Here is a 13,365-nt window from a genome sequence, read left to right as displayed (position 1 = left end):
CAGCGCGACGGGCCGACGGGGTGTGTCCCGTCGGCCCGTGCCGCGCCGTGGCTCCGGCGCGCGGTGCCGCGTGGTGCGGTGCCGGTGGATCAGGCCTCGACCTTCGCCATGACCTCGTCCGGGACGTCGAAGTTCGCGAAGACGTTCTGCACGTCGTCGCTGTCGTCGAGCGCGTCGATCAGCTTGAAGATCTTGCGCGCGCCCTCCTCGTCCAGCTGCACCTGCATGGTGGGGACGAAGCTGGCCTCGGCCGAGTCGTAGTCGATGCCCGCGCCGACGAGCGCGGTGCGGACCGCGACGAGGTCGGTGGCCTCGCTGATGACCTCGAAGGACTCACCGAGGTCGTTGACCTCCTCGGCGCCCGCGTCGAGCACGGCGCCCAGCACGTCGTCCTCCGTCAGCTTGCCGTCCTCGCCCTTGGGGACGATGACGACGCCCTTGCGGTTGAAGAGGTACGAGACCGAGCCCGGGTCGGCCATGGAGCCGCCGTTGCGGGTCATCGCCACCCGGACGTCCGAGGCGGCGCGGTTGCGGTTGTCGGTGAGGCACTCGATGAGCACCGCGACACCGTTCGGGCCGTAGCCCTCATACATGATGGTCTGGTAGTCGGCGCCGCCGGCTTCCAGACCCGCGCCGCGCTTGACGGCGCTGTCGATGTTCTTGTTCGGAACGGAGCTCTTCTTCGCCTTCTGAATGGCGTCGTAGAGCGTGGGGTTGCCGTCCGGGTCACCGCCCCCTGTACGGGCCGCGACCTCGATGTTCTTGATCAGCTTGGCGAAGAGCTTGCCGCGCTTGGCATCGATCACGGCCTTCTTGTGCTTGGTGGTTGCCCACTTGGAGTGGCCGGACACAGCCTCGCTCCTTCAACGACCCGATGAATACGAACTCCGCGATCCTACCGGTGCGCGGCCGCCGCCCCGCGCGCCATCTCCGCGAAGAGGGCGTGCACCCGGTGGTCGCCGGTCAGTTCGGGGTGGAAGGACGTGGCCAGCAGGCTGCCCTGGCGTACGGCGACGGTGTGGCCGTCGTGCGCGGCGAGCACCTCCACGGCGGCACCCGTGGACTCCACCCAGGGGGCCCGGATGAAGACGCCCTCGACCGGTCCGCCCTCGATGCCGGCGACGTCGACGGCCGCTTCGAAGGACTCGTTCTGGCGGCCGAAGGCGTTGCGGCGCACGATCATGTCGATGCCGCCGACGGTCTCCTGCCCGGCCCGGCCGTCCAGGATCTTGTCCGCGAGCAGGATCATGCCGGCGCAGGAGCCGTAGGCGGGCATCCCCGCCCGCACCCGTGCGCGCAGCGGCTCCAGCAGGCCGAAGAGACCGGCCAGCTTGACCATGGTGGTGGACTCGCCGCCGGGGATCACCAGGGCGTCCACCTCCGCCAGCTCCCCGGGGCGGCGGACCGGGCGGGCGGGCGCGCCGGCCGCGGCGAGGGCGGCGAGGTGCTCGCGGACGTCGCCCTGGAGGGCGAGGACGCCGATGACGGGGGTGGGCACGGGCACGGGTGACTACCTCTTCGGGGGACGAGGGGGGTGGAACGCGCGGGAGGCGCGGCGGTGACGGTGCGCGGGCGCGGCGGGGCCCGGCGGTACCGCCCCGCCCCGGGCCCGGCCGCGGGGGTTCCGCGGCCGCCCCGGGATGCCGCTGTTACCAGCCGCGGTTGGCGTAGCGCTCGCTCTCCGGGAGCGTGTCGCAGTTGATGCCGACCATGGCCTCGCCGAGGCCGCGCGAGGCGTCGGCGATCACCTTCGGGTCGTCGTAGAAGGTGGTGGCCTTCACGATGGCCGCGGCGCGCTTCGCCGGGTCGCCGGACTTGAAGATGCCGGAGCCGACGAAGACGCCCTCGGCGCCGAGCTGGCGCATCAGCGCGGCGTCGGCCGGGGTGGCGACTCCGCCCGCGGAGAACAGCACGACGGGCAGCTTGCCGAGCTCGGCGACCTCCTTGACCAGCTCGTACGGGGCCCGGAGCTCCTTGGCCGCGGCGTACAGCTCGTGGTTGTCGCAGGCGCGCAGCCGGCCGATCTCGGCCTTGATCTGCCGGAGGTGGCGGACCGCCTCGACGACGTTGCCGGTGCCGGCCTCGCCCTTGGAGCGGATCATGGCCGCGCCCTCGGCGATCCGGCGCAGCGCCTCACCGAGGTTGGTGGCACCGCAGACGAAGGGGGTGGTGAAGGCCCACTTGTCGCTGTGGTTGGCCTCGTCGGCCGGGGTGAGGACCTCGGACTCGTCGATGTAGTCCACGCCGAGGGACTGGAGCAGCTGGGCCTCGACGAAGTGGCCGATCCGGGACTTGGCCATGACGGGGATCGAGACCGCGTCGATGATGCCCTCGATCATGTCCGGGTCGGACATCCGGGCGACGCCACCGTCCTTGCGGATGTCGGCGGGGACCCGCTCCAGGGCCATCACGGCCACGGCGCCGGCGTCCTCTGCGATCTTCGCCTGCTCCGGGGTGACCACGTCCATGATGACGCCGCCCTTGAGCTGCTCGGCCATACCGCGCTTGACGCGCGCGGTGCCGGTCTCGGGGGCGGACGGAGCGGAGCTGGGGGGCGTGGTGGGCACGGTTTCGACCTCATTCGCTGCGGATGACGGCGGTCCGGTCCGCCCGGGGTGGGGCGGGAGTCCGGACACCTGTGTGGGACAGCTTCGAGGAAACCGTGCGGCGGTGTCGTACGGAAAGGGCCAATTTGCGGACGGTGGCCCGAGCGGAGGGGCCAATCCGGCCGGGCGGTTACGGGGCGGGGCCGGGGGCCGGGGCCGCCGGTTCGTGCTGCCCCGGCGCGCGGTCCGGCGTCCTCAGTGGCCGACCGTGCGGTCCGTCAGCGCCTCCGGCATCTCGTCGTCCATCTCGAACGCCAGCGGGAACGGGGCGTGGCCGGCGAGCCGGAACCAGCGCACCGTGCGGTGTTCGCGCAGGGCCCGCGCGGCGCGTACGGAGTCGTTGTGGAAGCGGCGTGCCATCGGCACCCGGCGCACCGCGGCGGCCAGTTCGTCCGCCGCCGCGTCACCGCCGGGTGCCTCCCGGACGGCCACCACCTGCCCGGGCTCCGCGAAGACGGCGCGCAGCGCCTGGGTGAGTTCGCTCTCGGCGACCTCGCGGTGCTCCTCCTCGGCCTGCCGGGCGGCGTGCGCGGCCTGGTAGAGCACCATGGACGCGGCCGGGTCGAGCACTCCGGCGGTGGCCAGCTCCTGGGCGACCGAGGCCCGGCGCAGCAGTTGCGCGTCGAGCGCGGCGCGGGCCGCGTCGATACGGGCGTGCAGGCGGTCCAGCCGGCCCGCGGTCCAGCTGAGATAGACGCCGATGAGGGCGAGGGCGACCGCTGTCCAGATGAGTGTGCTCACGGCGGGCCACAGTACCGGCCGGTCGGGCGCCCGCGGCGCCGGCCGGTGTCACCCGGCTTCCCCGGTGCGGGTGTTCGCGCTTCGCGCGGGGGCCTCTCGCGCTTCGCGCGGGGTTTGCTCCCCTCCCGCCCGCCCGTTGACCGTCCACCGCGGGTTCGGGCCCGTACCGCGCCCGCCGGCCCCGTCAGTCGCGGGCCAGGCCCCAGCGGGCCCGCAGGCCCGGGCGTTCGTCGGCGGCGACGGAGGCCGCGCCGTCGGTCACCGTCTCGTAGACGGAGAGGATGTCCGAGCCCACCGTCGACCAGTCGAAGCGGCGCACATGGCGGCTGCCGCGGTCGCGGAGCTCCCGCAGCCGCGCCGGGTCGCGCAGCAGCCGGTTCGCCGCGCCGGCCAGGGCGGCGGCGTCCTCGTTCGGGTAGATCTCCCCCGCCCGGCCGCCGTCGAGCACCTGGACGAAGGCGTCGAGGTCGCTGGCGAGCACCGGGGCGCCCGCCGACATCGCCTCGACCAGGATGATCCCGAAGCTCTCGCCGCCGGTGTTGGGCGCCACGTACAGGTCGACGCTGCGCAGCAGCCGCGCCTTGTCCTCGTCGCTGACCATGCCGAGGAATTCGACGTGGTCGCGCATCCCGGCGGGCAGCCCGGCGACGGCCTCCTTCTCGTCCCCGCGCCCCGCGACGAGCAGCCGGGCCTCCGGGTGCTCCGCGAGGATGCCGGGGAGGGCCTTCATCAGGACCGGCAGGCCCTTGCGGGGCTCGTCGATGCGGCCGATGAAGCCGAGGGTGGGTCCGCGGCCCCCGCCGCTGGCGTGGAGGACGTCGCCCAGCCATGCGTGCTTGGGTTCGGCCCGGTCGAAGAAGCCGACGTCGACGCCGTTGGGGATCACCACGGCGTCTCCGCCCAGGTGTTCGACCAGGGTGCGCCGCGCGTACTCGCTGACGGCGATGCGCGCACTGATCTTCTCCAGCGCGGGCTGGAGGATCGGATACGCGGCGATCATGGCCCGGGAGCGCGGGTTGGAGGTGTGGAAGGTGGCGACGATCGGGCCCTGCGCCGTCCAGCAGGCGAGCAGGCCGAGGGAGGGCGAGGCCGGTTCGTGGATGTGCAGCACCTCGAAATCGCCGTCGTGCACCCAGCGGCGCACGCGCGCGGCCGACAGGAAGCCGAAGTTGAGCCGGGCCACCGAACCGTTGTACGGGACGGGCACGGCGCGGCCGGCCGAGACGACGTAGGGCGGCAGCGTGGTGTCCTCGTCCGAGGGCGCGAGCACGGAGACGGCGTGGCCGAGCGCGATCAGGTGTTCGGCCAGGTCGCGGATGTGGAACTGGACGCCGCCGGGGACGTCCCAGGCGTACGGGCAGACGATGCCGATCCTCACGGTGTCTCCGTTTCCGCTGCCCGAACGCCGCCGCTCGCCGCGCGCGGTTCGAGGTCGGCGGTCCACAGACGCTGGAGCATGTGCCAGTCCTCCGGGTGCTCGGCGATGCCGGTGGCGAAGGCGTCGGCGACCTGCTGGGTCATGACGGCCGTCCGCTCCGGCCGGGTGCCGGTCTCCGGTACCGGGACGGCGGGGTGGATCTGCCCGCGCATCGTGGTGGGGCTGTCGTACCAGAGGGTGACGGGCAGCAGCAGGGCGCCGGTCTGCTGGGCGAGCAGAGCCGGCCCGGCGGGCATCCGCGCGGGCTCCCCGAAGAACGACACCTCGACGCCGGAGGCCGACAGGTCGCGGTCGGCGACGAGGCAGACCAGCCCGCCCTCGCGCAGCCGGCGGGCCAGGGTGCCGAACGCGCTGCCGCCGGCGTGCGGCAGCACCTCCATGCCGAGGCTCTCGCGGTAGGCGACGAACCGGTCGTACAGGGATTCGGGCTTGAGGCGTTCGGCGACGGTGGTGAAGGGCCGGCCGAGCCGGGTGGTGATCCACGCCCCGGCGAGGTCCCAGTTGGCGAGGTGCGGCAGCGCCGCGACCACACCGCGGCCGCTCTCCAGGGCCTCCTCGACCAGGTGGATGTCCTTGACCTCCAGGCCGGCCCGGATCCGGTCGGGGCTCCAGACGGGCAGCCGGAAGGACTCCATCCAGTACCGCATGTACGAGCGCATACCGGCGTGGGAGAGTTCGGCCAGCCGCTCCGGGGACGCCTCCGGGACGACCCGGGCGAGATTGGACTCCAGCCGCAGGACGCTCTTGCCGCGCCGCTTCCACGCGGTGTCGGCGATGGTCCGGCCGAGCCGCACGGCCGCGGGCTCGGGGAGTCTCCGGACGGCGCCCCAGCCCAGTCCGTACACCGCGCCGGTCAGCTGCTCCTTCACGTCCTTCGCGTCCTTCACGCGGCACCTCCCTCGGCGGCGCCGCCCGGCGCGGACGCGGCGTCGGCCTCGGCGGCTTCCCGGCGGACGGTCACCATGCGCTGGCCGAGGGTGACGGCGCTGCCGAGGGCGACGATCCACAGCGCTATGGGCAGCAGGATGTCGATGCCCGGGACGCCGAAGGCGTGCAGTCCGGCGAGTCCGGCCGCGACCAGCGTGATGACGAGCCGCTCGGCGCGCTCCACCAGCCCGTTGACGTTCACCGGCAGCCCGATGCTCTCGCCCCGCGCCTTGGTGTACGAGACGACCTGGCCGCTGGCGAGGCAGAAGATGGCGATCGCGCACAGCAGGAGGTCCTCGCCGCGGCCCGCGTACCAGAGGGCGAGCCCGCCGAAGACAGCGGCGTCCGCTACCCGGTCGAGGGTGGAGTCGAGGAAGGCGCCCCAGCGGCTGGACCGGCCGGCCTGCCGGGCCATGTTGCCGTCGACCAGGTCGGAGAAGACGAAGAGGGTGATCACGACCGTGCCCCAGAAGAACTCTCCCAGGGGAAAGAAGACCAGGGCTCCCGCCACCACCCCGCCGGTGCCGACGAGGGTGACCGCGTCGGGGCTGATCCCGAGCCGGAGCAGCAGAGCGGCGAACGGCGTGAGAACACGCGTGAAGAAAGCACGCGCGTACTTGTTCAGCATGGCCTTCCCGGAGGGTCGCTGGAGCCGGGCGGCCGGGGGGCCGCCGGGTGGCCCATCGTAGCCACGTCCGTGTCACCCGCCTCCGCGGTCCCCGGGGGGGCGGGGACCGGACGGCCCGTTCCCGGGTGCCGGTGGGCCTATGGACGCCCCGGGTCCGCGGTGCAAAGCTCGAATGACCTCAACACGTGCGGACCGGGAGGCGGTACACGTGGGTAATGCAGGCGTCAGGACACACCCCGGGGCCGCGGGCAGGGCAGTCGCGGCCGACCGGCCCACCGCGATACGGAATGTGGTGCTGGTCGGCCACAGCGGCTCGGGCAAGACGACTCTGGTGGAGGCGCTGGCCCTCACCGCGGGAGCGGTGAACCGGGCCGGCCGGGTCGAGGACGGCACCACGCTCTCCGACCACGACGAGATCGAGCACCGGCAGGGCCGGTCGGTGCAGCTGTCCCTGGTCCCCGTGGAATGGGGCGGCATCAAGATCAATGTGCTGGACACCCCCGGCAGGGCGGACTTCGTCGGGGAACTCAGGGCCGGTCTGCGGGCAGCGGACGCGGCCCTTTTCGTCGTCTCCGCGGCGGACGGCGTGGACGGCGCCACCCGCATGGTGTGGGACGAGTGCGCCGCCGTGGGCATGCCGCGCGCCCTGGTGGTGACCCACTTGGAGTCCGGGCGGAGCGACTTCGAGGAGATGACCGCCGTCTGCCGCGAGGCGTTCGGCGGTGACGACCCCGACGCGGTGCTGCCCCTCTATCTGCCGCTGCGCGACGGCCCGCGGGACGACTCCGGCGGCTCCGGGAACGGGAGTCCGGCGGTCACCGGACTGATCGGCCTGCTCTCCCAGCAGGTGTACGACTACTCCTCCGGCACCCGGGTGGCGGCCGATCCGGAGCCCGGTCAGCTGCCGCTGATCGAGGAGGCCCGCAACCGGCTCATCGAGGGGATCATCGCGGAGAGCGAGGACGAGACCCTCATGGACCGCTACCTGGCGGGTGAGGACATCGACCTCAAGACCCTGACCGAGGATCTGGAACGGGCCGTGGCGCGCGGCACCTTCCACCCCGTCCTGGCCGCCGCTCCCCCCGCCGCCGGAGCCCGGCAGGGCCTCGGCACCGTCGAGCTGCTGGAGCTGGTCACCGGCGGCTTCCCGACCCCGCCGGAGCGCCCGCCCCTGGCCGTCACCACACCGGAGGGCGAGCCGAGGCCGCCGCTCACCTGCGACCCCGGGGGCCCGCTGGCCGCCGAGGTCGTCAAGACCTCCTCCGACCCGTACGTGGGCCGGGTCAGCCTGGTCCGGGTGTTCTCCGGGACGCTGCGGCCCGACGCGACCGTGCACGTCTCCGGGCACGGCCTGGCCGACCGCGGACACGAGGACCACGACGTGGACGAGCGCGTCGGCGCCCTCTCCGCGCCCTTCGGCGCACAGCAGCGCCCGCTGGAGCAGGCCGTCGCCGGGGACCTGGCGTGCGTGGCCAAGCTGAGCCGGGCGGAGACCGGGGACACCCTCTCCGCCAAGGAGCAGCCGCTGCTGCTGGAGCCCTGGGTGATGCCCGACCCCCTGCTGCCGGTGGCGGTGCGGGCGCACAGCAAGGCCGACGAGGACAAGCTGTCGCTGGGCCTGGCGCGGCTCGTCGCCGAGGACCCGACCATGCGGCTGGAGCAGAACCCGGAGACCCACCAGGTGGTGCTCTGGTGCCTGGGCGAGGCGCACCGCGATGTCGCGCTGGAACGGCTCCGCAGCCGCTACGGCGTCCGGGTCGACGCCGTGGCGCACCGGGTGCCGCTCCGGGAGACCTTCGGCGCGAAGGCCACCGGGCGCGGGCGGCACGTCAAGCAGTCCGGCGGGCACGGGCAGTTCGCGATCTGCGAGATCGAGGTCGAACCGCTGCCGGGCGGTTCGGGCATCGAGTTCGCGGACAAGGTGGTGGGCGGCGCCGTCCCCCGGCAGTTCATCCCCTCGGTGGAGAAGGGGGTGCGCGCCCAGGCCGAGCGCGGGGTCGCCGCCGGCCACCCGCTGACCGACATCCGGGTCACCCTCCTCGACGGCAAGGCGCACTCGGTGGACTCCTCCGACGCCGCCTTCCAGACGGCGGGCGCGCTGGCGCTCCGCGAGGCCGCGCGCGGGTGCCGCGTCGATCTGCTGGAGCCGGTCGCCGAGGTGCGGATCATGGTGTCGGACGACTGTGTGGGGCCGGTGATGAGCGATCTCTCCGGGCGCCGCGGCCGGGTCGTCGGCACCGAACAGGCGGGCCCGGGGCGCACGCTCGTCCGCGCCGAAGTGCCCGAACTGGAGATCGGCCGGTACGCCGTGGACCTGCGCTCCCTGTCGCACGGCACCGGCCGGTTCAGCCGCTCGTACGTCCGCCACGAGCCGATGCCGCCGCAGCTCGCCGAGAAGATCCGTGCCGAAGAGGGGCAGGACGGGTAGGAAGCGGGAAGAAAAAGGCCGGTAACCGTCCGGCGCGGGCCAACTCCCCTGCGCCGGACGGCCATCGCTCGCTACGCTGAGACGCAGGCCGGCAGGTGTGCCGGGGACGGAACCCGGGAAGAGGCCACGCAGCGGACGAGCGGTGGGGGCAATCAGTGGCGAGCGATTTCGACTTCAGGCCCGGGGCGCAGGTTCCGCTCTCCGGCGGGGCGGGGCAGACGGCGGCGACCACCGCCCTGGCCTCGGCGGCCTACCGGGACAGCCCGGTCGCGGAGATCCTCAAGGCCGACAACGAGTGGCACAAGTCGTCCATCACACCGCCGAAGCTGTCGCTGTTCGAGCCCAACCTCGGTGAGGCGTTCTCCCGGGCGGTCCAGGTCCGGATGCTCGGCGGCGCCCGCAAGGCCCTGATCCAGTCCTTCGGGATGGAGCCGCAGACCGTCGTCGAGCACTGCCTGGCCGCCAGCCGCATCCGCAAGGAGCGCGACACGCGGCTGACGGTGCTGATGGCGGTCTTCGGACTGCTGTTCCTGCCCGGACTGCTGCTCTGGCTCGTCGCCTTCCAGTTGCGCCGCACGCTCGCCGGCGCGTCGAACAAGCGGGCCGGCGCCTTCGGCATGGCGGTGCTGGTGGCCTTCGGCGTGCTGGCCGTGGTCTTCCTGATCAAGCTGCCGTTCACCGGTTTCTGGGGCATCTATCTGCGGGCCATGATCGTCGCCCCGGTCGTCGGCTGGCTCTGGGCCAAGCAGGTCTGCGAGGGCACGGCGGCCGACCTGCGGGAGCGCTGGAACGGGCTGCTCTCCGGCGGTGCCGTCGGGGCGAAGATCCCGGAGGCCGTGCCGAAGAACCCGAACGAGACCGCGGCCGAGCAGCTCCGCCAGAATCTGGCCAGACTGACCGCCGAGCAGAACAGCAATCTGGTCTTCTACGCCGGCCCCAAGGGCATCCTCGGCATGGGCACCCGCTGGGGCAGCTGGCAGCTCGCCGAGGAGCTCGTCCCCAAGGACCCGGACAAGGACATCGACCCGTTCCGCAGCTGGGACATCGTCCGCGCCGTCCACGACCAGCTGAAGCTCCTGGAGCGCACCCCGCTGCACACCGGCGGGTTCACCGCCCCCTCGGTCACCCACTGGATCGTCGCCCCGGTCGGCGAGGGCGCGGGCGAGGTGTCCCGCCCCGGTGACGACGGCTACCAGATCAGGCCCGGCGAGATACAGCGCATCTGCGACCAGCAGCAGTTCGGCAGCGGCAACCGGCACTACCTGGGCGTCCAGTTCGTGCTCTGGGACGGCCAATTGGTGATCACCCTGCTGGTCAACGTCACGGTGCTCCACCACACCCTGCGCATCGAGGTCACCGGGCACGCGCTGGGCCCGGTGCACGGCCTCTTCACCAGCAAGCCCTCGCCGAAGACGGAGACGATCTCCAAGACCGTCAGGTTCTGGGAGACCAAGGAGCGTTCCCTGCCGCTGGTGGACGCCAAGGAGGTGGTGCGGCTCGCCGCGCGCGCCCCGCTGACGTGGTTCCCGGCCGTCCTCGACCATCTGGGCGGCAAGCTCGGCCTGCCCGAGCCGTTCGGTCTCCGGCACGCCTGGGCCGACCAGCCCTGGCGCCACCGCTTCATGGCGGACGACGCCCTGCGCGCGGCGACGCCGGTGCTGCGCGTGGTGCACCAGGCCGCCATACGCGTGCTGGAGGAGCACGACGTCAACACCGAGAGCTTCGGCAGCCGGGCCGGTTTCCTCAGCGGAGCGGTCCAGGGCGCGGAGCCCGGCAAGGCGGACGTCTACAACGCCTGACGCCCTCGCCGCACCGGCGCGTACGGCGCGTACGGCGCGGCGGAACGGCCGGTGACCGGCCCCCGCGAGGGGCGCGGGTCACCGGCCGTACGCATGCCGTGCGGCCCGGCGGCGGCCCGGCTTCTCAGCTCTCCGGCCAGGCCGCGGCGAGCAGGCGGCGGGTGTCGGCCAGGAGCTGCGGCAGCACCTTGGTGTGGCCGACGACCGGCATGAAGTTGGTGTCCCCGCCCCAGCGGGGCACCACATGCTGGTGCAGATGCGCGGCGATGCCCGCGCCGGCGGTGACGCCCTGGTTCATGCCGATGTTGAAGCCGTGGGCGCCGGAGGCGGTGCGCAGCGCCGTCATGGCCTGCTTGGTCAGCGCGGCCAGCTCGGCCGTCTCGGCCTCGTCCAGCTCGGTGTAGTCGGCGATGTGCCGGAACGGTACGACCATCAGGTGGCCACCGTTGTACGGGTAGAGGTTGAGCACCGCGTAGACGTGATCGCCGCGCGTGATGATCAGGCCGTCCTCGTCGGACTTGGCCGGGATGGTGCAGAACGGGCAGCCCTCGGTCCCGGGCCCGGTCGGCTTGTTCTCGCCCTGGATGTACGCCATCCGGTGGGGCGTCCACAGGCGCTGGAAGGCGTCCTGGGAACCGACTCCGATCTGCTGCTCCGGCTCACTCGTCATGACGGCCAGCATATTCGCCCGGCGCGGGCGGCAACGCGGCGAGGGGGTGGCTCCCGGACGGGATCCACCCCCTCTCCCGCCGCCCTGTGCGGGGCGGCGGCGCCGTGCGGCCGGAGGCTCGGACCCGGACGCTCGGACCTGGACGCTCAGACCTGGATGCGGCGGGCCACCGCGTCGGCGATCTCCCGCAGCGCCTCGTCCCGCGGGATGCCGTTCTTCTGCGTGCCGTCGCGGTAACGGAAGGAGACCGCGCCGTTGGCGACGTCCTCGTCACCGGCGATGACCATGAAGGGGACCTTCTCGCGCTGGGCGTTGCGGATCTTCTTCTGCATCCGGTCCGAGGAGGCGTCCACCTGGAAGCGCAGCCCGCGCTTCTTCGCCTCCGCGGCGAAGTCCTGGAGGTACGGGACGTGCGCGTCGCCGATCGGGATGCCGACCGCCTGCACCGGCGCCAGCCAGGCCGGGAACGCGCCCGCGTAGTGCTCCAGCAGCACCGCGAAGAACCGCTCGATGGAGCCGAACAGCGCGCGGTGGATCATGACGGGGCGCTGCCGGGAGCCGTCTGCCGAGGTGTACTCCAGGTCGAAGCGCTCGGGCAGGTTGAAGTCGACCTGGATGGTCGACATCTGCCAGCTGCGGCCGATGGCGTCCCGGGTCTGCACCGAGATCTTCGGGCCGTAGAAGGCGGCGCCGCCCGGGTCCATGACGAGCTCCAGGCCCTGCTTCTGTGCGGCCTTGCGGAGCGTCTCGGTGGCCTCTTCCCAGTTCTCGTCGGAGCCGATGAACTTCTCCGGGTCCTTGGTGGACAGCTCCAGGTAGAAGTCCTCCAGACCGTAGTCGCGCAGCAGGTTCAGGACGAAGGTGAGCAGGCTGTCCAGCTCGTCCGCCATCTGCTCCTTGGTGCAGTAGATGTGCGCGTCGTCCTGGGTGAAGCCGCGGGCGCGGGTCAGGCCGTGCACGACGCCCGACTTCTCGTAGCGGTAGACCGTGCCGAACTCGAACAGCCGCAGCGGGAGTTCGCGGTACGAGCGGCCCCGCGCATCGAAGATCAGGTTGTGCATGGGGCAGTTCATGGGCTTGAGGTAGTAGTCCACGCCCTCGTCGAGCTGCATGGGCGGGTACATGCCGTCGGCGTACCAGTCCAGGTGGCCCGACTTCTCGAACAGCTTCCCCTTGGTGGCGTGCGGGGTGTAGACGAACTCGTAGTCCGCCTCCTCGTGCCGCTTGCGCGAGTAGTCCTCCATGACCCGGCGGATGATGCCGCCCCTGGGGTGGAAGACGGCGAGGCCGGAGCCGATGTCGTCCGGGATGGAGAAGAGGTCGAGCTCGGAGCCGAGCTTGCGGTGGTCGCGCTTTGCGGCTTCCTCCAGGAAGGTGAGGTGCGCCTTCAGCTCGTCCTTCGTCGGCCAGGCGGTGCCGTAGATGCGCTGGAGCATCGGGTTCTTCTCGCTGCCGCGCCAGTAGGCGGCGGCGTTCCGCATCAGCTTGAAGGCGGGGATGGTGCGGGTGGTCGGCAGGTGCGGGCCGCGGCAGAGGTCCTTCCAGCGCAGCTCGCCGGTCTTGGCGTCGAGGTTGTCGTAGATGGTCAGCTCACCGGCGCCGACCTCGACGTCCGCACCCTCGCCCGCGGTGGCGGACGAACCCTTGAGACCGATCAGCTCCAGCTTGTACGGCTCGGAGGCGAGCTCCTCGCGGGCGCCCTCCTCGGTGACGACGCGGCGGGAGAAGCGCTGGCCGCGCTTGATGATCTCCTGCATCTTCTTCTCGACGGCCTTGAGGTCGTCGGGGGTGAAGGGCCGCTCGACGTCGAAGTCGTAGTAGAAGCCGTCCTTGACCGGCGGGCCGATGCCGAGCCGTGCCTCCGGGAAGAGCTCCTGCACGGCCTGGGCCATCACGTGCGCGGTGGAGTGGCGCAGGATGTTCAGGCCGTCCTCGGTGGCGATGCCGACCGGCTCGACCTCGTCGCCCTCGGCGAGTTCGTACGCGAGGTCCTTCAGCTCGCCGGCCACGCGCGCGGCGACGATCGAGCGGTCGCCGCCGAAGAGATCGGCCGCCGTGGTGCCCGTCGTCACCACGCGCTCTTCCCGCTCGGAATCGCGATGGATGATCACACGGACGTCTGACACCG

The 13,365-nt window shown here is 72.4% G+C and carries 11 protein-coding genes; 2 read left to right on the top strand and 9 right to left on the bottom strand.

Annotated elements, in window-relative coordinates:
- Window positions 1-89: 89 nt before the first annotated feature.
- The 7 genes from LIX60_RS27885 to pgsA form a co-directional block, all read right to left on the bottom strand.
- A complete protein-coding gene (locus LIX60_RS27885) occupies window positions 90-851 on the bottom strand; it encodes a YebC/PmpR family DNA-binding transcriptional regulator (RefSeq protein WP_227961718.1) in 762 nt (253 codons plus the stop codon).
- Between the two features lie 44 nt (window positions 852-895).
- The gene (pdxT, locus tag LIX60_RS27880; RefSeq protein ID WP_227962951.1) at window positions 896-1,498 is read right to left on the bottom strand and encodes a pyridoxal 5'-phosphate synthase glutaminase subunit PdxT; all 603 of its coding nucleotides are present in this window, start codon (window positions 1,496-1,498) and stop codon (window positions 896-898) included.
- Between the two features lie 151 nt (window positions 1,499-1,649).
- The gene (gene pdxS / locus LIX60_RS27875) at window positions 1,650-2,567 is read right to left on the bottom strand and encodes a pyridoxal 5'-phosphate synthase lyase subunit PdxS (protein ID WP_227961716.1); all 918 of its coding nucleotides are present in this window, start codon (window positions 2,565-2,567) and stop codon (window positions 1,650-1,652) included.
- A gap of 234 nt (window positions 2,568-2,801) precedes the next feature.
- On the bottom strand, window positions 2,802-3,347 hold the full coding sequence (locus LIX60_RS27870; protein ID WP_227961714.1) for a hypothetical protein: 546 nt from the start codon (window positions 3,345-3,347) through the stop codon (window positions 2,802-2,804).
- A gap of 184 nt (window positions 3,348-3,531) precedes the next feature.
- Window positions 3,532-4,725, bottom strand: a complete 1,194-nt coding sequence (locus tag LIX60_RS27865) for a glycosyltransferase family 4 protein (protein WP_227961712.1) — start codon at window positions 4,723-4,725, stop codon at window positions 3,532-3,534.
- Entirely contained in the window at window positions 4,722-5,672 is a 951-nt protein-coding gene (locus tag LIX60_RS27860) for a phosphatidylinositol mannoside acyltransferase (RefSeq protein WP_227961710.1), read from the bottom strand. The genes LIX60_RS27865 and LIX60_RS27860 overlap by 4 nt, the downstream gene beginning before the upstream one ends.
- Window positions 5,669-6,340: a phosphatidylinositol phosphate synthase gene (pgsA, locus tag LIX60_RS27855; protein ID WP_227961708.1), complete on the bottom strand. Its 672-nt coding sequence runs from the start codon at window positions 6,338-6,340 to the stop codon at window positions 5,669-5,671. Before pgsA ends, LIX60_RS27860 begins: the two co-directional genes overlap by 4 nt.
- Window positions 6,341-6,548: 208 nt before the next feature.
- Between pgsA and LIX60_RS27850 the strand changes: the two genes are divergently transcribed.
- Both LIX60_RS27850 and LIX60_RS27845 read left to right on the top strand, forming a co-directional pair.
- Entirely contained in the window at window positions 6,549-8,768 is a 2,220-nt protein-coding gene (locus LIX60_RS27850; protein ID WP_227961705.1) for an elongation factor G-like protein EF-G2, read from the top strand.
- A gap of 155 nt (window positions 8,769-8,923) precedes the next feature.
- Window positions 8,924-10,567, top strand: a complete 1,644-nt coding sequence (locus LIX60_RS27845; protein WP_227961702.1) for a hypothetical protein — start codon at window positions 8,924-8,926, stop codon at window positions 10,565-10,567.
- Between the two features lie 124 nt (window positions 10,568-10,691).
- Here LIX60_RS27845 and LIX60_RS27840 read toward each other — a convergent pair whose 3' ends face one another.
- Window positions 10,692-11,249, bottom strand: a complete 558-nt coding sequence (locus LIX60_RS27840) for an HIT domain-containing protein (protein WP_227961700.1) — start codon at window positions 11,247-11,249, stop codon at window positions 10,692-10,694.
- Window positions 11,250-11,383: 134 nt separating this feature from the next.
- Window positions 11,384-13,363, bottom strand: a complete 1,980-nt coding sequence (thrS, locus tag LIX60_RS27835) for a threonine--tRNA ligase (RefSeq protein WP_227961698.1) — start codon at window positions 13,361-13,363, stop codon at window positions 11,384-11,386.
- Between the last annotated feature and the right edge of the window lie 2 nt (window positions 13,364-13,365).

This window comes from Streptomyces sp. S07_1.15, assembly GCF_020739505.1.
GTDB lineage: Bacteria > Actinomycetota > Actinomycetes > Streptomycetales > Streptomycetaceae > Streptomyces > Streptomyces xinghaiensis.
Note: the sequence above shows the minus strand (reverse complement) of the source record. Positions and strands in the feature narration are given on the sequence as shown.

Bases quoted from the DNA above. Each gene is read 5' to 3' on its own strand.
- LIX60_RS27840 (WP_227961700.1), bottom strand. From the start codon at position 11,249: ATGCTGGCCGTCATGACGAGTGAGCCGGAGCAGCAGATCGGAGTCGGT.
- pgsA (WP_227961708.1), bottom strand. From the start codon at position 6,340: ATGCTGAACAAGTACGCGCGTGCTTTCTTCACGCGTGTTCTCACGCCG.